General features: G+C 39.3%; 15 protein-coding genes. 11 read left to right on the top strand and 4 right to left on the bottom strand.

Annotated elements, in window-relative coordinates; all coding sequences use genetic code 11:
- Positions 1-53: 53 nt before the first annotated feature.
- Positions 54-1,094 carry a hypothetical protein gene (locus tag R9C00_12735; GenBank protein WPO38320.1) on the bottom strand — a complete coding sequence of 347 codons (1,041 nt, stop codon included), beginning with the start codon at positions 1,092-1,094 and terminating at the stop codon, positions 54-56.
- Between the two features lie 323 nt (positions 1,095-1,417).
- Between R9C00_12735 and R9C00_12730 the strand changes: the two genes are divergently transcribed.
- The 4 genes from R9C00_12730 (at position 1,418) to R9C00_12715 (ending at position 4,149) form a co-directional block, all read left to right on the top strand.
- Positions 1,418-1,972: an RNA polymerase sigma factor gene (locus R9C00_12730; GenBank protein ID WPO38319.1), complete on the top strand. Its 555-nt coding sequence runs from the start codon at positions 1,418-1,420 to the stop codon at positions 1,970-1,972.
- Between the two features lies 1 nt (position 1,973).
- Positions 1,974-2,636 (top strand): hypothetical protein, encoded by a 663-nt coding sequence (locus R9C00_12725; protein ID WPO38318.1) that lies wholly within the window; start codon positions 1,974-1,976, stop codon positions 2,634-2,636.
- Positions 2,633-3,415, top strand: a complete 783-nt coding sequence (locus tag R9C00_12720) for a hypothetical protein (protein ID WPO38317.1) — start codon at positions 2,633-2,635, stop codon at positions 3,413-3,415. Before R9C00_12725 ends, R9C00_12720 begins: the two co-directional genes overlap by 4 nt.
- A 149-nt stretch (positions 3,416-3,564) precedes the next feature.
- Positions 3,565-4,149, top strand: coding sequence for an isoprenylcysteine carboxylmethyltransferase family protein (locus tag R9C00_12715; GenBank protein WPO38316.1), 585 nt, complete (start codon positions 3,565-3,567; stop codon positions 4,147-4,149).
- 235 nt (positions 4,150-4,384) lie between these two features.
- Here R9C00_12715 and R9C00_12710 read toward each other — a convergent pair whose 3' ends face one another.
- Positions 4,385-5,323 (bottom strand): DUF6268 family outer membrane beta-barrel protein, encoded by a 939-nt coding sequence (locus tag R9C00_12710; protein ID WPO38315.1) that lies wholly within the window; start codon positions 5,321-5,323, stop codon positions 4,385-4,387.
- 724 nt (positions 5,324-6,047) lie between these two features.
- Between R9C00_12710 and R9C00_12705 the strand changes: the two genes are divergently transcribed.
- Positions 6,048-7,823: a fasciclin domain-containing protein gene (locus R9C00_12705; GenBank protein WPO38314.1), complete on the top strand. Its 1,776-nt coding sequence runs from the start codon at positions 6,048-6,050 to the stop codon at positions 7,821-7,823.
- Positions 7,824-7,973: 150 nt separating this feature from the next.
- On the opposite strand, the gene R9C00_12700 is transcribed toward R9C00_12705, so the two are convergent.
- Positions 7,974-9,107 (bottom strand): hypothetical protein, encoded by a 1,134-nt coding sequence (locus R9C00_12700; GenBank protein ID WPO38313.1) that lies wholly within the window; start codon positions 9,105-9,107, stop codon positions 7,974-7,976.
- 294 nt (positions 9,108-9,401) lie between these two features.
- Between R9C00_12700 and R9C00_12695 the strand changes: the two genes are divergently transcribed.
- The 4 genes from R9C00_12695 (at position 9,402) to R9C00_12680 (ending at position 12,680) form a co-directional block, all read left to right on the top strand.
- On the top strand, positions 9,402-9,908 hold the full coding sequence (locus tag R9C00_12695) for a hypothetical protein (protein WPO38312.1): 507 nt from the start codon (positions 9,402-9,404) through the stop codon (positions 9,906-9,908).
- Between the two features lie 491 nt (positions 9,909-10,399).
- Positions 10,400-10,852, top strand: coding sequence for a RimK/LysX family protein (locus R9C00_12690; protein ID WPO38311.1), 453 nt, complete (start codon positions 10,400-10,402; stop codon positions 10,850-10,852).
- Positions 10,853-10,864: 12 nt separating this feature from the next.
- Complete coding sequence (gene rimK / locus R9C00_12685; protein ID WPO38310.1) at positions 10,865-11,737, top strand: 30S ribosomal protein S6--L-glutamate ligase; 873 nt, start codon at positions 10,865-10,867, stop codon at positions 11,735-11,737.
- Positions 11,721-12,680: a succinylglutamate desuccinylase/aspartoacylase family protein gene (locus tag R9C00_12680; protein ID WPO38309.1), complete on the top strand. Its 960-nt coding sequence runs from the start codon at positions 11,721-11,723 to the stop codon at positions 12,678-12,680. The genes rimK and R9C00_12680 overlap by 17 nt, the downstream gene beginning before the upstream one ends.
- A 29-nt stretch (positions 12,681-12,709) precedes the next feature.
- Here R9C00_12680 and mazG read toward each other — a convergent pair whose 3' ends face one another.
- Positions 12,710-13,507: a nucleoside triphosphate pyrophosphohydrolase gene (gene mazG, locus R9C00_12675; protein ID WPO38308.1), complete on the bottom strand. Its 798-nt coding sequence runs from the start codon at positions 13,505-13,507 to the stop codon at positions 12,710-12,712.
- Between the two features lie 210 nt (positions 13,508-13,717).
- Between mazG and R9C00_12670 the strand changes: the two genes are divergently transcribed.
- Both R9C00_12670 and R9C00_12665 read left to right on the top strand, forming a co-directional pair.
- Entirely contained in the window at positions 13,718-15,952 is a 2,235-nt protein-coding gene (locus tag R9C00_12670; protein ID WPO38307.1) for a molybdopterin cofactor-binding domain-containing protein, read from the top strand.
- 434 nt (positions 15,953-16,386) lie between these two features.
- Positions 16,387-19,374: a TonB-dependent receptor gene (locus tag R9C00_12665; GenBank protein ID WPO38306.1), complete on the top strand. Its 2,988-nt coding sequence runs from the start codon at positions 16,387-16,389 to the stop codon at positions 19,372-19,374.
- Positions 19,375-19,417: the final 43 nt, after the last annotated feature.

The following is a 19,417-nucleotide window of genomic DNA, read 5'->3' as shown; positions in this document are numbered from 1 at the left end:
TGTGCAATCATTAGCAAACCTAAAATTTATTGATTTGCTAATAATTATAACATTTACCACTCTTCAGAAACCAATTCGAAGGAATAACAGGCTTCCATTTCATACAGTTTTTCTACATTCGAATTGTCTGGAAATTCGCTGAGCGGCACACGCAACAAAACACTTTTTTCTTCAAAATCAAGCGATCTGTCCATCCAGTAAAGGTATTTGCCATAAGCATCGACTTCTATATCTACCATATCTACCATGGGGGCATCAAAATCAACTTTGGTTAAGTCCCCCGAACCATCTAGGTTTCCCACGTACAGTTCATCCTCTGAGTTCTCCGGGTCAGGAATATAGGAGATATTATTCACCACATACACTTTACCACGTTTTGTATCTATGGCAAAAGAGGTCGGGTTAATGCCCGCATGTTCGTGCACTATTTTACTACTGGTAAAATCGCCTTCTAGCAATCTCATTGAATTTGAACCCTTATCATATTCCACCCAATAAATAGTATTGTTCATAAATTTAATCCCACCAATTTCTACCTTATCAGTTGAAGTTCGCTGATAGAGAGTGTCAACCTGTCGTGTGCTAATATTACCACGAAGAATAATAGCACCACCTGAGCTTGTCGACCCAGCAAAATAGATATTTCCCAAATGATAAGTCAGTTCTTTAACCTCAAACATTTCAGGATTCTCATAGGAAAAAACATTTTTTTTGTATGGGCTACTTGCTACATCTCCTTCTACAAACGAATGATGGTATGTTTTTTCATCATCTTTATAATTTGGTTCACTCCAATATACTTTTCCTTCAGGGCTAAGGGCGATATCTGTTGTATAAGGGCTATACGACACATCGTACATCAAATTTACATCGCTAACATCACCCTGCTTTGTTGCAGAAAAAATATACGCATCCCCTAATAGCCATCCACTGTTAGGAGTTCCATAAGGTCGAGTTGAGTAAATTATTTCTGGGAGATCAGATGTTGGTTCGCCTGGTCCTTTTCCTCCTTCACCACAATCGTATTCTGTGATACAACTATAACTACCAACTGATAACAGAAAATAAAATATTTTTATTAGTGACTTATTCATGAAATTTGTGTTTTAAATCAAAACCATTTAATAAATGAATATCTCTAAAGTCTAATAGGTACCTTACTAGTTTTAGAGAATCAAAATCCTTTTGCCCTATAGATGCTGCAAGTTGTATTTCGTTCCCGCTTTTTTTTGTATTTTTTTCACAAGGGCTTCGGGTATGGTTTATATCTAGCTGAATATGTACAGGTTACCTCTCTAAAAAAGAGAGAAAAATAATTGAATCGAAAAGCATTATGTATAATAAAATCTTCCATACTATCTTTGCCCAGTTATACAACAGGTAACTCACTAGACTTTGTCTAAGCATATTCTACTCAATGGAAGAAAAAGAATTGATTGATGCATGTTCAAAAAATGACCAAAATGCCTGCACTTTCTTATTTAACAAATATGCCCCTCAAATGCTGATGGTTTGCACACGATACATGAATAATGAAGACGAGGCAAAAGATATTTTGCAAGAAGGGTTTATTAAAGTATTTGAATCGATAAAAACCTATAAAGCAAAAGGGTCATTTGAAGGATGGATAAGGCGCATTATGATTAATGAAGCATTGAATTCATTACGAAAGAAAAAAAAGCTGATGGCTTCCGATGAGCCTATTGATGAAAACATAGCTGAGCCAGACAACGAAGAGCCTGTTGGGATAAAAGGCATGAACTTTTCGCAAGAAGAATTATTAACGACATTGCAATCGCTTCCAGAGCCTTTCAAAATTGTGTTTAACTTATATTGTTTTGAAAAATACAGTCATAAAGAAATTGCAAAAACACTTTCTATAAAAACAGAGACATCACGGTCTAGGTTGTTGAGAGCCCGAATAATACTCCAAAAGAAATTAGTTGATTTAGCCACAAAAAAAGTTCATTAATATGAAAGACTTTGAAGATATAGATGATCTTTTCTTTGAGGGACTCGAAGGGAAATCAATAGAAAAACCTGCTAGTTTTTGGAACGAATTGCAAACAAAAATACTGGCTAAATCAATGGTAAAACCATGGTGGAATATCCTTAACTTTTTTACTGTTTCAGCTATTGCTTTGGCAATTAGTGCAGTGATCACAGTGATAATTCTCAATTGGGGAAAAACGGGAAATGACACACAAATACAGTCTAGCCACACTCCAGAAAATGCTAATATATTAGTAGCTGTTGATTCCTCTCAATCATTAGCCGATACTCTTGCTATAGAGACAGCAAGCCAAAGTATGCCCGATACACTAGAAAAAGCTGAAACGAAGGTCAGTCAAGAGGCTTCTCAAATTGAATTGCCTAAAGTAGTTGAGGAAAAGCCTATACTTATTACTGTTCCTGAAGTAGTTAAACCATTGCCATCTGATTCCTTAATAGAACCGTTAGAAATACCTGTTGACTCATTGGTAATAGATTCTTCTGAAATAGGGCAAATTCAACTGTTAGACTCTATTAATCAGCCAAAAGATACTCTCAAGCCCAAGAAAAAAGTAGTCTCCGTGGTGATAATACAAGATACACTTGTTGTAACAGACACTATCCAACTACCTCCGAAAAAATGACATTCACCAAGCAACTTATAACCTTAACTTCCTTTCTGCTCTTTTGCAATTTAGTCTTTGCCCAAGAGCAGGATAGCATCATCATCCGAAATGATACGACTTATATCATAAAGAAACCTGTTATTATAAAAAAGCAAATATATGTAAAGCCACAAGCTACGCCTGCTAAAGAAACCCCGAAACTATTACGCTACTCTATCACACCTTATGTAGAAATAGCTTATGCATTTGACTACGTAAAAGCCCACAGTGATTTTCGTATCTATTACGATGAGATAGATGCTGCAACTTCTCAAAAAACCAGCTATGGACTGGGTACCATACTCACACTTCACCGCAACAACTATCGATATTCTGTAGACCTTGGCTTTCATTCTTTTCATGAAAAGTTCAATACTTCAGAACTAAATAGCAACAATCAGCTGAATACCCTATCGGCAAGTTTAGCAGTTGGCTACGTAATGAGCATTTCCAAAAAAATGGATTTAACCCTCATGTTGGAAGCTGGATATATGTACGCCTTTCAAATTGAAGGCTATACATATGACCATACCGAAGGAACAACACTTACCTTTCAAGAACATGGAACATTTGACACGCATGGAGTAATGGGTAAAAGTAAAATCTTGGTATCGTATCCTGTATCTACAAAAAATAAACTTGTTTTCGGTCCAACCTATTCAGTCAATCTCCTTTCAATTACGCAGAAGCACATCCCTTACGACCTTTGGAGAAATAACTTGGGGGTTATGGTGGGGATTATGTTTGGGATCGAATAAATTGTTCCTACTTAAAAGGGTAGGTAATTATTAGACAAGAAGATATTAGTAATACATTTTGCAACTTTATTGCATTTTAAAACAATGTTAGCATCTTGAAAAAGAAATATTTGCTTGCTATCTTGGGCAGTAAATCCAACTGAGACAAAATGATACTAACGTTTTATTTAGGAGCGACCCTCCTTTTTTTCATCCTAGCCTTTGCCACTAAAAATTTAAAAACATACCTAGCAACAAAACAGTCCATCAAGGGGAAGTCATTGAAGCTGACGATGTCAATCCTGGTTTCAACTTTGATCTATCTCCTTATCTTTTTGAGGCTGACCGTCCTAAGCCCTTCATGGATCTTAGAACTAGGCCTAGCAGGTTTTTCAGCTATAAAAACTTTTGGGGTAATTTTGGTATCCTTTGGTTTTGCCATGGGGATTCTTGCCTTAATAGCCATGAAAAACTCCTGGCGTGTGGGCATCAAATATGATCAAAAAACCGAATTGGTAACTACGGGTATTTATAGGGTCAGCCGCAACCCTTACTTTTTCTCTTACAACATCCTGATTTTTGGATATATATGTATTTTCCCATCCGCCATCATATTTATACTTTACGCTATATTAGTTGGGGTTTTCCACCATATGATCTTAGAAGAAGAAGCCTATCTCGAATCTGTACATGGGGATGCTTATACGAACTACAAGAGAAAGGTAAATCGATACTTTTCTTTCAAACTTTTTTAATACCAACTTTTCGTTTTCAGCTAAGTCTCGCTTCCTAGGCTTCTTTTGTTACGATTTTTTTTCAATTTCCCGTAGGTGTAAACCTAATTCTTTCTGCCATTAAGATGAAGGACGGGTCAATAATTTGACTCAACGCATGTTACCGTAGAAAAACTTTTACTCCTGCTGCTACCCGAGAAAGAGTTCTAGTTTATTGAGCGAAACGGGAAACAAAGATAAAACAACCTAGACAGGTTTATTTCCTGAATTTTTTTGGAGGGGTGATGTACAAGGAGAAGTCTACAAAAAGACCGCCGCGAACATCGGATTGGTAGATAAAAGAACGCCTGTCAGAACCGAATTTGGCAAATGAAAGATCTAGATTTTTGCGGTATCCAACATCGACTCCTCCCCATAATATCGAGAAAATCTCACGTTGGTAGGATAGCCCAACCTTTACATCAGTGTATTCCATTCGGAGGTTAATAGGATTGTCGCTTCCGGCAAAATCAGCATTTGGAATAAAGTATTTGCCCGATTCCCCAGCTATTTGAAGGGAAAGCAGCTGCTTTTCGTTAAGGTTTCTCCGGAGGGTCAGCTTTTTGGGCAAAACTGCTTCAATCCCCCACTTCTCATTAAAGTTATGGTTATAGAGCATTATGGGATAAATGCTCTGAAGACCGAGTGAATTGGAGTAATAAATCCCCAAACCCATTTCAAGGTCATCACTAAATTTATTGCCAAAAAGAGTAGTAAAGGAATAGCTTAGGTAATCTCTATTCAACTCGCTAAAGCTGTCAAACATACCACTCATTGTAAAAGCACCTCTAGCAATTAAGTATTTATTTCCCCTAAACGGTTTCAAAACGTTGATCTCTGAACCTAAGGTACGTAAATTATACGAAGCTAAATCTTGGTGTAAATTAAGATTAATAGAGCGGTCATCATCAAATTCAAAACTTTCCTTGTAATAGCGGAAACCCATCACAACTTTTAAGTTATCTCCATTCCAGACAGGAACTTTCAGCTTTAGCTTCATTCTTTCTTGCTCCTCCACCCTATCCGATCCATTTATCCCTTCTGTTCCAAGGTGGGAAACAGAGGTGAGTCTATAACTTGGAGCTATATTTTTCTCGTAAGAAATACCTTTGCTTGGCGTCATTCCCGATAAACCTGGCGAGCAAAACTCCTTCATCCATTTTTTATCATGGTGCTGGGCAAGAAGCTTGCAGGTATACCCGATAAGAAAAAATAATAGCAGACAAAAAATTTTCAAAACTTGAGATGGTTAGTGTTGCAGTTATGTAGTCAGATGTTATTAAATCAACGAAGTTGTTCCTGATTCAATATTAAATATATCTAATAAAAAGATTGGAGCAAATAAATTACCAAACCAATCTGCTTTCAAGGAAAAACCACCTTCATTAAGACACATTAAATCCTTTAAAAGACTTTACTTCAGTAAAATGTTTTTTTTAACAACAAGTTGCTTTGTCCCAACCCTTTTATCCAATATTAACTTCTCCAAGATGCATTTATATGAGCGATGAGACAGGTAAAAGCCTAATGAGATAATTATTTTTGTTTAATTTTAGTTCAACACAATTAAGCAATCAGCATCTTTTCCTCCCTTATTCATGAAAACAACTTACTTTCCACAAACCTCTTACAAATCACTCTGGTAAAGTTTTATTTTTTTACAAAAAAACACCTAAACACTTTTAACTGTATATCAATACTTTATAGTAATTGTTATTTTGTTTAATGTATTAATGATATTATAAAACAAAACAAATAGCATTTACAATTAGTATACCCACTGTTGAATCAACAAAAAATAAAATTAAACATTCTGAGTATTGGCAAATCCTTTCTCAGAATTTGAAGAAAATTAATTAAACAAAAAAATTCAGCAGAAAATGAAAACGTTTCAAACACTATTTACCGTCAAGAATTGGAAGACCGTTTTATTCCTATTATTCTCACTCACTATTCTGAGTGCATGCAACGACGAAGAAGACGACATGCCACCAGAAGAACCAAAAGTATTTATTGCCGATGTGGTAGGTGATGATAATAGGTTTACTACTTTACTAGCTGCACTAAACCAAGCCGACTTAGCTTCAACATTTGCAGCAGAAGGTACTTTTACCGTATTCGCACCAACCGATGAAGCATTTGAAGCTTATCTTACTAAAAAAGGATTAACAGCTGACCAATTGCTTGCTAGTGATCAGTTGGATGAAATATTGAAATACCATGTGGTAAGCGGAACTGCTGCAATGAGCACAGACCTTACCAACGGCGCAGTCCCTACTCTCAATGGCGATGCCTTTGTAAATGTAAACAATGGTGTGATTATTAATGGAATAGCGACTGTAACTCAAGCAGATGTAGAAACCGACAATGGCATTATCCATGTGATTGACAATGTATTAGAACCAGCTTCTGGCTCTATTGTTGAAATTGCCGTTGGTAACCCTAACTTCAGCACACTAGTTTCCCTGTTGCAAAAATATGACTTAGTGGATGCATTGAGCGCAGACGGCCCTTACACAGTATTTGCCCCTACCAACGAGGCTTTTAAAGCAATCGAAACAGCTATAGAAGGAAAAAGTGATGCTGAAATAAAAGACATCCTATTGTTTCACGTAATTGGTGCAAGAGCATTCTCATCTGACCTAAGTTCTACAGACTTTGCAACCTTGAATGCAAGAAAACCATTAAGTGTTGACTTGTCAAGTGGAATCACGCTGAATAATCAATTGAACGTACAACCAGCTTCGGCTAATATACTAGCTACCAATGGTGTTATCCACGTAGTTGATGAAGTATTGTTGCCAAAAAGAACAGTTGTTGATGTTGCTCTTTACAATGAAAGCTTTTCTTCGCTAGTTGCGGCTTTAACAAAAGCTGAGTTAGTTGAGACATTAGATATGGCAGAAAACATTACCGTTTTTGCTCCAACAAATACAGCACTTGACGCAGCTATTCAGTCACTTGGCTTTAGCGGTGTAGATGACCCAACCCTTACCAAAGAAGCATTGACCCCAATCTTGACCTACCACGTACTTGGGTTAGACGCTCCGGCACTTTCTTCTGACTTAGTAGATGGTAAATTCTACCCTACACTTAATGGCGGCGCTATCAAATTTGATGCAAATGGATTGGATCTAGTAGACGCAAATGACAACATGATTCCGCTAAACGCTGGTTTGCTTGATATCGAAGAGTCAAACGGCGTGGTTCATGTGATAGATGGCGTGTTGCTTCCTCCATCTAAAAACATTGTAGAAGTAGCATTAGGCCTTAACCCTGAGTTCTCTACGCTAGTAAGCTTGCTACAGAGAGTTAGCCTAGAAGAATTACTAGACGACGAGGGACCATTCACCGTGTTTGCCCCAACCAACAAAGCGTTCGAAGATTTAGGTATTAATCCTGATGACCTTACAGATGCTCAATTGACTGAAATATTGTCTTACCACGTAGTTTCAGGAAGGGCATTCTCAACAGATCTTAGCAATGGAGATGTTCAAACTTTACTTACTGATGCAAAAGTAACCGTGGAAATAGGGTCAGGTGTTGTATTGAAAGATGGCAACAACGATTCGCCAGATGCTACGGTAATCATACCTAATGTACAAGCGACCAATGGTGTAATCCATGCGATAGATAAGGTGATTTTACCTAACTAAGTTGAACGCCATCCTTTATTACCAAAATAATTAATAAACAATCAGATTGAACAAAATATTAATCAAAAAAATGCTGAGAAGTGTCAATTGAATCAGTTGGTTTTGAACCGCAGCTAGTTTAGCTGCGGTTCATTTTTTTATGCAGGAAAACTATTTGTAACCAAGAATAACTTTTCCGCTAGGTGCATTTATCATCAAGTCACCGCCTTTTCCCTTCTCTCCACCAAGCGTTCCTGTCACATGTGTTTCCTTATTGATATCAGATTTGCTCAAACCTGTATCAGGATTTGGAAGCGTAACTTTCCCAGCCTTACATTTCACATCAAAATTCACCACCGCATTCTTATTAAAACCTATTTCAACATCAGCCATTTTACTTATGATGTTCACTTTCTCAAACCCTTTTTCTACCTCCTCTATTTGAACATTCCCCAGAGAGTTTGTGAAATCAATACTCGTCTTTAGTTTGGAGATAAAAGTCTTCGTCATATCAGCCTCGCCATCCACTTCTTCCACTTCCATCAGGTTCAACTTCGCGCTTCGTGCATCTATATATACCTCCTTCGCTTTCTGAATAGTGATTTCTCCAGACGTACAATTGATATCAACCTTTTTCACCTCTTTAATATCCACATCGGTACTTTTAGCATCTAAAAAAGCATAACCCAAGGAATTGATACTGACCTTTGAGGAACGAAGTTCTAAGTTTAATTCTTCGGTAAAACTATCAGCTTCAAGCACAGCGTCCGAAAGGTTGATCTTCGTTTTATTCTTTAACTTGCTTATGGTCACCACCCCATCTTTTTGCGTAACTTCTAGGTTCACATACTTTGGCACTTTGACCACAAAATCAATTTTCATAGGATTTTTGCCCAATACATTTTTAGAATAATCTCCAGCACCTTTAAGCATGCCGCCCACCGTGCTCGACTTGCCATCTAGCTTGGTCTCAATGGTGAGTTGTTTCCCAGACTGTTGAAAATCCACATCAATCCTGTCCATTATCTTCCATGTGTTTTCTTCTGTCTTTCCTTGGGCTTGTATAGAAACCTCAATAGAAACAGAGTCCTTATCCCACTGATCCAGTTTAATGCTACCGTACCTGTTTCTGATATCTACCTTATCGTTCAGCTTCACGAAAAAGCTTTTAGAATAAGTAGTATCTATCTTGCTATCTTGAGGTTCGTAAGTTGTTGCAAAGCCATCTTGTATAAAAAACAGAAGCATTAAGGTTGCCAAAATACCTAGCAATACTTTATTGGTTTTACCACTTGTGTTGTCCATAATCGAAATACGAGTTTTAGTTTGAATTTATAGCGTTAGCCTGTTCAATATTAAACAATTTGTGCGATTGCTATGCCAAAAGTAAAAAGTGGTACGAAGCAAATTTTTAACCCAACCTCATCACATCCTGCTTATCGGCAATTATTCCAGCTCGACAAACAAATATTAGAAATGTCCCTACTTACCTGTTCATTTGTCGTACATATAAGTAACAGGAGTTTTGAAATCATGTAAGCAAAACATCCTATAAATATCCACTAAAAAAGGCGACAAAAGCCTAGGAGGAACCAAGTCATGAAACCACTTAACATAACCATCGCATTCTTTTTCTTTGTAGTTAGCAACCTCTTTGCACAATATCCGACCATGATCAACAAGGGCACGGGCGATGAAATCTGGCTTATGCCTGGAGAAAAAGCAACCTTTGTTTGGATGGAAAAACATAAAGTGGTAGAGGCTACCGGAGAAGTACTTTTCGTTTCCAACGAAACTATGTATTTCCAAGCAGAGAATGAGAAAAAAGCAATCCCAATTTCCAAGATTTTGGCTTTCCAGACCAAAACTATGAAAACAGCATACGAAACAAGTGCGAAACGCTCTGGATGGGGAATTCCACTATTGCTCATAGGCATGACCTCCGAAAAGTTCTGGAATGACTTAGCCGATGAAGTTGCCGGAAGAGTTGAAATAAATAAGGTAAAAGAAGCTTATAAGGATAAAAATTTTGAACTTTTCGACTACTGGGAATTTGAAAAACCCCGCCCAGAAAAAGACGCCATGGTCATTAACCCTTTCGAATGACCTTCACTATTAAAAAAAACTGGCCAAGCACCACTATAATTTGATGCTTGGCCAGAAAGAGTTCAGCCTCATTCTTTTTTTCCTGCCTACCGGTCTCCTCTTCCTCCGAACAAAAAACACCCTACAGTGTTTCCTTTGGAAGATAGGTCAAGTAGCATGATCAAGACATTTACTACCTTATAAACTAAATAACCGAGTATTTTTAATAGTACTCATAATGTTGATTGTTAGACCCTGCTGACGGTTGCAGGTTATGGTTTCAACATTTTTTTTAAAAGAACTAATAACCAAGAACAATCAGCGATTGTCATAAATTAACAAAAGGTTTAAAAAACGTACGAAAATTTAGTTTACAGAGTATTTCTCAGCTCTATGTCCGAACGCCAGAGTTTGTTTTTAATCCCCCGCTAAACCTGCAACCTACCTATCATATTCTTATAACAGTCTACTTTTTTACTTTACTGATTGCATTTGCTTAACTTACACATTATATGAAGACAATAGGAAGAATAGACAAAGCAGACTTTCCAGAATTACACCTAAAAAACATCCAATTAAAAGTTGACACGGGCGCCTATACTTCCTCCATACATAGTCATGATATTAAAGAAGTTGAAGAAGATGGGGTAAAATATATAGAGTTCAAACTATTGGACCCTTCTCATCAGAAATACAATCACAAAGCATTTAAGGTGCATAATTATAAGGAAAAAGCTGTAAAAAGTTCATTTGGTTCTGTTGAGGATCGGTTCGTCATCAAGACCAATATTTTGATTTTTGAACAGGAATATCCTATCGAACTATCTTTAAGTGAAAGAAGCAACATGAAATATCCTATATTGCTCGGGAGAAAGTTTCTAAGCGAGAAATTTGTTGTTGACACCTCTTTGAAAAACATCTCCTTCAGAGTGAAACAAGAAAAAATCAAAAAGAAAAAACATTAAAATAAAGGAAACATGAAGATTGCAATCTTATCCAGAAATACAAAATTGTATTCTACTAAAAGGCTAGTAGAAGCAGCAGAAGCAAAAGGCCACGAAGCAATAGTGGTAGATCATTCGAAGTGTATTATCGAATTGGAAAAGAAAAACCCAAGAATATTTTATAATGGTAATTATCTGGAAGGTATCGATGCCATTATTCCAAGAATTGGGGCGTCTGTTACATTTTATGGCACTGCAGTAGTTCGCCAGTTTGAAATGATGCGAGTATTTTCCGCAGTGGAATCGCAGGCCTTGGTCAGGTCCAGAGATAAATTGAGAAGCTTACAAATATTGGCTAGAGCAGGTGTCGGACTGCCTAAAACCGTTTTTGCCAATTATACCAAAGATGTTGACCATATAATAGATTCTGTAGGAGGTGCTCCTTTAGTGTTGAAATTATTGGAAGGCACGCAAGGCCTAGGAGTTGTGCTAGCCGAAACTCAAAATGCTGCCAGTTCAGTAATAGAAGCATTTAATGGGCTGAAAGCCAGGGTGATTGCCCAACAATTTATCAAAGAATCTGGTGGTGCTGATATTCGAGCTTTTGTGGTGGATGGCATAGTTGTAGGCGCAATGAAACGCCAAGGGAAAGAAGGGGAATTTCGCTCAAACCTGCACCGTGGAGGGTCCGCTTCCATCATTGAACTATCGGACCAAGAAGAGCTTACGGCCATAAAAGCAGCTAGGGCAATGGGGCTTGGAGTAGCAGGGGTTGATATGTTACAGTCCTCATCAGGTCCTTTAGTACTCGAAGTCAATTCATCTCCAGGCTTAGAAGGTATTGAGGCTGCTACCAAAAAAGATATTGCAAAGGAAATCATAAAATACCTTGAAAGGAACGTCTAGCAAAAAGTTTTCTATACTGGGTAGAGAAATACAAAAAGGGGAGCGTGTGGTGCTTGAGATGGAAGTTGCTAAACTCCATACGAGAAATAGCCTGCGCATTCCAGTAATTATAGAACGGGCTATCCACGATGGCCCTGTTTTGCTGCTCATGGGAGGAGTACACGGCGACGAGACAAATGGGGTGGCCATTGTTCGTGAAATAATCAGGAAAGGATACAACAAGCCTAAAAATGGGACTATAATATGCATCCCTGTTTTCAATGTGTTTGGATATCTGAACCAGCACAGGGAATTTCCCGATGGCAGGGATTTAAACCGGGTATTTCCCGGCTCAAAAAACGGTTCGTTGGCAGCACAATTCGCCTACAAATTCACAAAGGAAATAGCTCCTTTCGTAGACTATATACTAGACTTCCACACAGGAGGGGCCGGAAGAGACAACTACCCAAACATCAGGTGTGTGCTTACGCAAGAGCGAAACGTAGAGCTTGCCAAAATTTTTGGCGCTCCACTTATCGTCAATTCTTCCTATATCCATAAATCTATAAGAGAAACCATGGATAAAATGGGCAAGACTATTTTGCTTTATGAAGGGGGGAAATCTCTTGATCTTGATCCCTATGTGATCAGTTGTGGCGTAAAAGGGGCGTTGAACGTAATGCGATATTTGCACATGCAAAAAGGTAATACCAGAAAAGGAGCCCCCATGGTCATTAAAAAAAGCAAATGGGTACGCGCGCCTCATTCCGGAATATTTCAATCCCTCATCAAAAATGGTTCAAAAGTAAAAAACAAAGCTCTCATCGGACGCATTTCAGATCCTTATGGTGAGTTTGAACGAAACGTCTATGCCCCTTTCGACTGTTTTGTTTTCGGCTTAAACACCGCCCCTATTGTGTATAAAGGCGATGCTTTATTTCATGTAAGCACCGAAGTAGAATAAATATAAACCCATCTGTTTAAGAGGTGGGTTTATGGCAACTTCTTCGCATCGTTCCAGTACTTATCCATCTCTTCAAGGCTCATCTCCCCCATTTTCTTGCCATCTTCTGCCGAAGCTTTTTCGAGGTGCTCAAAGCGCTTGATAAATTTCTTATTGGTTTTTTCCAGCGCCGTTTCAGGGTCGATATCTACAAAGCGAGCGTAGTTGATGAGAGAGAACAACAAGTCACCAAACTCTGCTTCGGCCTTTTCCTTCGAAAAGCCGCCCTCCTCTGCTTTAAATTCCTCATGGAACTCCTGCATTTCCTCCTCCACTTTCTCCCAAACCTGCTCCTTTTTCTCCCAATCAAACCCTGCTCCCCTCGCTTTTTCCTGAATCCGCATCGCCTTTACCACGGCTGGCAAAGACTGGGGCACTCCGCTCAATATCCCCTTATTCCCCTTTTCTTTTAGCTTCAGCAACTCCCAATTCCGCTTCACGTCATCGTCCGAACTAACCTCTACATCTCCGTAAATATGAGGATGCCTCGCCACTAGCTTATCGCAAATCCCATGGAGCACATCAGCGATATCAAACTTACCTTCTTCCGAGGCTATCTTGGCATAAAACACCATGTGCAACATTAGGTCGCCTATTTCCTTTTTTATTTCCTCATAGTCCTTCTCCAAAATGGCATCTGAAAGCTCATAAAGTTCTTCTATGCTCAGGTAGCGCAAGGAATCTAGCGTTTGTTTTTTGTCCCAAGGACATTGCTCCCGCAGCTCATCCATAATCTTGAGTAGGCGACCAAAAGCATCTAGTTTTTCATCAGTAGAGTTATTGGGCATATGTCTGAATAGTTTCTTTGTTAAAATGAAAAGTTAAAGATAGGAAGTATCTGACAAAGACAATATTAGTTTCTAATTACCCTAAACCAAGACTGCTACCATAAGCAAAGAGTGTTTCTCCAGTTTTTGAAAAAGTTAAAAAAATAGTTACCTTAAAAGAAATTGTAACGAAAATCCATCTGCTTACCCTCACCAACCTACACTCTATCAATGGCAATCATAAAAACATCTTACAACAGGCGTTCCTTTTTAAAAAGCTCCCTCCTTGCTGGAGGTGGAATGATGATCAGCTTCAACTGGCTGGCATCTTGCCAAAGCCCTTCTGAAAAAGAGCTTTCCAACATACCCAAAGAATGGTTCGAATTCAATGGCTACGTAAAAATTGCCGATAACGGGCTCATCACCCTTATGTCGCCCAACCCCGAAGGTGGACAGAATGTAAAAACTTCTATGCCCATGATAGTGGCAGAAGAACTGGATATAAACTGGGAAGAGGTGGTGGTAGAACAAGCTTCCTTAAACACAGAATTATACAGCCGGCAGTTTATAGGAGGCAGCCAAGCCATCCGCCAGAGCTGGAAGGGGTTGAGAATAGCTGGCGCATCGGCTCGTCATATGTTACGTGAAGCCGCAGCTCAAGCTTGGCAAGTCCCCGTAGAAGAAGTCACTACCGAAATGGGCACATTGCTGCACAAAAAAAGTGGTAAATCAGCAAGCTATGGCGAATTGGCTTCGACCGCAGTCAAACTCCCTGTTCCCGAAGAAGTGAACTTGAAAGACATTCAAGATTTCAAGATCATTGGCACTTCCAAAAAGAATATTGATGCACAGAACATTGTAACCGGAAAACCACTGTTCGGCATTGACACCTACAAGGAAGGAATGCTAATTGCCATGATTGTTCATCCGCCAGCTTTTGGTTTGAAACTGAAATCAATAGACGGTTCGGAAGCAAGAAAAATGCCTGGCATAAAAGATATTTTCTCTATTAAAATATTTGAAGATACCTACGAAAAGCAATTTTTCGATACCCTTACCTTCAATGAGGTTGCGGTTATAGTCGGCAACTCTACTTGGGAAGTAATGAACGCAAAAAAAGCGCTCCAAGTAGAGTTTGAACCTATTTCGGATAAGACGGAAACAATTAACCGCTTTGGCAGGAAACTTAGCTGGCATACACCTGCCAGATTAGAAAGCACAACAAAACATTTGGCTAAAATGGAAGATATGACCGCTAAGCCAGGGGAAGTCCGCAGGAAAGATGGCAACCCAGAAGCCGCTTTCAAGAATGCCAGCAAGGTCATTGAGCGAAGCTACACCGCCCCTTACCTAGCCCATAACTGTATGGAACCCATGAATTTCTTTGCCCATGTGACTAGCGACAAAGCAGAATTGATAGGGCCTCTCCAAAAGCCAGAACTCACCGAGCAAGCTTTATCCGCTCGCCTCGGAATGCCTGTGGAAAATATCGATATAAAAATGACTCGCTTGGGCGGAGGCTACGGTCGCCGCTCGTATGCCCACTGGCTGATAGAAGCTGCACTTATCTCACAAAAAATGAATGCGCCTATCAAGCTTATCTATTCCCGAGAAGATGACATGACCTCTGGTATTTATCGCTCTACATATCATGCCACTTACCGCGCAGCTCTGGACGAGAACAACAACCTGATCGCTTTCCATGTGAAAGCTGGCGGGATTCCGGAAAGCCCTCTTTATGCCGACCGCTTCCCTGCCGGTGCTGTGGACAATTACCTCGCTGAAGAATGGGCGGTTGACAGCAACTTAACCGTCGGCTCTTTCCGTGCCCCACGCTCTAACTTTATGGCAAGTGCCGAACAATCCTTTCTGGACGAAGTGGCCGAGGAAGCTGGCAAAGACCCTTTCGATTTTCGGTTAGAACTTTTGGAGAAGGCAAAAAACAATCCTGTTGGGGAAAAGAATGATTATGATGCAGCTCGATATGCAGGTGTACTGGAACTTCTCCGTGAAAAATCGGGCTGGGATCAAAAGCCTGAGGGTGTTCACCGTGGGCTTTCTGCCTACTTCTGCCATAACACCTACGCTGCGGAAGTGTTAGATATGAAAATAGAAAACGGCAAGCCTTCGATAGAAAATGTTTGCTGTGCAGTTGATTGCGGAATTGTGGTCAACCCAGATGCTGCCACCAACCTGATAGAAGGGGCAATTGTAGATGGGATTGGAAATGCACTGTATGGAGGACTGACTTTTAAAGATGGCGTGCCTGATAAAAACAACTTCCATCAGTACCGAATGATAAGGATGCGGGAAGCCCCCAAATCAATCGATGTTCATTTTGCCCAAAACACAATTGACCCTACAGGTTTGGGCGAACCTGCCTTCCCTCCTGTTTTTGCTGCGGTTGCCAATGCACTATACCAATCTACAGGGAAGCGTTTTTATAAACAGCCTTTTGAGGTATAGTCTATGAAATAGAATCCGAATTGTTAATTCCCAGCCTTATAAAGCTTTAGCCCTTTATAAGGCTTTTCTATTTAATGCTATCCTGATCACAACCTGATAAAACTTCCGAATAGTGAAGAAGTTAGAAAAGAGCAAAATTCCAAAAGAACATTTTTATCAGCTTTAGTTTCAACTTTCTAACCTCTCTCAAACCTTCGGCTAGGTTTTCTGGAACCTCAGATAAAATCATCAAGATCCATTGATATTGAGTTAAGTTCTCGTTTTGCAACCGATTTAAATGACGAAAAAAGGGCTTAAACATGTTTTATTTCACAAAAAAATGGACTGTCCATATTTTTGAAGAAAAAATCCATTTCAAAATGTCACGTTTCCTCTTACTTCGGAAACAATAGCCCGCATTTGATTGGGGTATTTCAAACTAAAATTAAGTAAATATGAAAAAACGCAAACTATTATTGATTGCCTTACTATTAGGCTATGTGAGCATTTCCTGGGCTCAGACCAAAATTTCAGGAGTAGTAACAGACGAAAGGAACGATCCACTTCCTGGCGTAAACATCCTTATTAAAGGAACTTCAATTGGTACAATAACAGACGTTCAAGGTAAATATTCACTTGAAGTGCCAAATCAGAACTCTGTATTAGTATTTAGTTTTATAGGGTTTCTACCTCATGAAGTCAGCGTTGGAAACAACTCCGTAATAGACGTTTCCTTGAATCTTGATATCACCTCACTGGAAGAAGTTGTAGTTATTGGCTATGGTGAGGTTGAAAAGAAAGATGTTACAGGAGCAATAGGCTCTGTTGAGTCAAAGGATATTGTGCGTGCAAATCCAGTACAGGCTGCTAAGGCTATTCAGGGTCAGGCTGCCGGTGTGATTGTCACTAAGCAGAACAGCCGACCAGGAGCAGGGTATAACATTAATATTCGAGGTTTAAGTTCGATTAATTACAGCAACGAGCCATTGGTGGTAATTGATGGTGTGATGGGCGGAGATATAAATGCGCTCAACCCAGCGGATATTGAATCTATGGATATTCTGAAGGATGCGTCATCTACTGCTATTTACGGCTCTAGAGGAGCAAATGGCGTGATTATTATCTCTACCAAAAGAGGTAAAAAAGGTAAGCCAGTAGTAAGCTATGATGGTTATGTTGGAGTTAAGACTCCTGCCCACCTTCCCGAAATGATGAATGCGCAACAGTTCTACAAGGCTAGCGTGACTGATCGTGAATTAAATGGATATCCTCAGGGTCGTACTTTCACTTCAACCGAACTTGACATGGTTGAGTCCGGAAGGAACACAGATTGGCTTGATGAAATTTCCGGATCAACATTACAAACAAATCATTCCTTATCTGTGGGTGGAGGAAGCGAAAATACCAACTACCATTTTTCAGGTGGATATTTGAATGAAGGAGGTGCTTTGGATAATACAAAATTCAAGCGATACAACATCAAGGGAAGTTTAGATAGTAAGTTAACTAAGTTCCTAAATGTTGGTTTTACGGCTAATTATAGTGTTGCCAAAACAGAATTAGGTTCTAATGAGGCATTGAGAAGTGCTTACCGTGCACGTCCGACTGGTGTCGCCATGTATGATGATGTGCTTAACCCAGATGAAAACCAGGATTTCTCCTGGAATGGCTATGCTGCATGGATGGGCATCAATGATAAGCAGGTATTAAATCCCCTTATCGAAAAAGATGCTGATAATTTTCAGGATGAAACAAGGGCTGATAATTTCTTTGGTAATGCTTATATAGAATTGGTTCCTGTACAAGGATTATCGATCCGATCTTCCTTTTCTACAAATATTAACAATTCTAGGTGGGGTCAATTTAGAGGAACAATGACCAAGGATCGAAAAACTACTCTATTGCCAAGAGCCTTTCGCCAAACGGATGACAAATCCAATTATACACTGGATAATATAATCACCTATAAAAAGAAGAGTGGTGATCATGATTTCACGATTACTGGTGTACAAAGTAGCTTCCAAGAGCGAAATGAAGAAATGGATAGCTATGTAGATGAGCTACCATATAGTTCATTATGGTATGCCTTTGGAACTGGAAGGCCTGTCCAATTAGACACAAAACTAACCGAAAGAACTTTGCTTTCATATATGGGAAGGGTTATTTACGGTTTCAAAGATAAATACCTGCTGACACTTACCGGCCGGTGGGATGGCGCTTCTCAGCTTAGTGAAGGTAACAAATGGGACTTTTTCCCTTCAGTCGCCCTTGCATGGAGATTGGGAGACGAAGATTTTATCCAAAATGTGGATGCTATTTCTAACATGAAATTCCGGGTGAGTTATGGTTTTGTGGGAAATAGTGCGGTAGATCCTTACAGTACCCAGGCAAGACTGCTCAAAACAGTCTATGATTTTGATGGTTCACCGGCTTTTGGTTTTGCTCCGGAAAATCTGGCTGATAATTCTCTGGGCTGGGAAAAAAGCCAGGAATTGAATATCGGTATTGATATGGGATTCATCAATGACAGGATTACCGCTACTTTGGAGGTTTATAATCGAAAAACAGTTGATTTGATCTATCAGGAACAAATTCCGACTTCTTCAGGCTTTAGCAGTGTAACCACAAACATTGGTGAGGTAGCCAATAGAGGAATTGAGTTATCGCTTAATACGGTTAATATCGCCAAAGATAGATTCACCTGGGCCACAAATATCAACTTTGCCAAAAATGTTAATGAAGTACTCTCTATTGGTAGTGATGGAATACAGGCAGATATAGCTACCGGTCTTTTTGTAGGTCATCCCTTAGAAGCGCACTATGACTATGAATTTGAGGGGATCTGGCAATTAGATGAAGAATCGGAGGCTGCTGAGTATAGTCAGGTACCAGGTTCGGTAAAGGTAGTCGATCAAAATGATGATGGCATTATTTCTTCAAATGAGGGCATGGATGACAGGAAAATCATTGGTTCAGAACAGCCTAATTGGACAATGGGTATGACGAATAAGTTCACTTACGGAAACTTCGACCTTTCTTTCCTGATCTATACCAGCCAAGGAGCCATGTTTAGAAATAGTATGCTAAGTGGCACTATGGGTGATATAGGTGGCGGAAGATATAATGTACTGAACCTCAATTACTGGACGATTAACAATCCTACCAATGATTACTACGGACCAGGCGTTCCAAACCCTCATAAGTCCGCAATCCAATATCAGGATGCAAGTTTTGTAAGAGTCTCTGATATTACTCTCGGTTATACCTTGCCACGGACAACGTTGGACAAAATGGGCTTTAGCAAATTTAGGATGTACGCCCAAGTTAGCAACCCATTTGTTTTCCACAATTTTGACGGGATGGATCCGGAATTTAATTCCAGCACTTACAATGATGGTATACCAACGGCAACCTATCTGTTAGGTCTAAACCTCTCATTCTAATCATTTTATTTCGGACAGATAAAATTTTAAAATATGAAATTAT

It is taken from the genome of Flammeovirgaceae bacterium SG7u.111, from assembly GCA_034044135.1.
Lineage (GTDB): Bacteria > Bacteroidota > Bacteroidia > Cytophagales > Flammeovirgaceae.
This window is presented reverse-complemented; position numbering and strand designations above follow the sequence as displayed.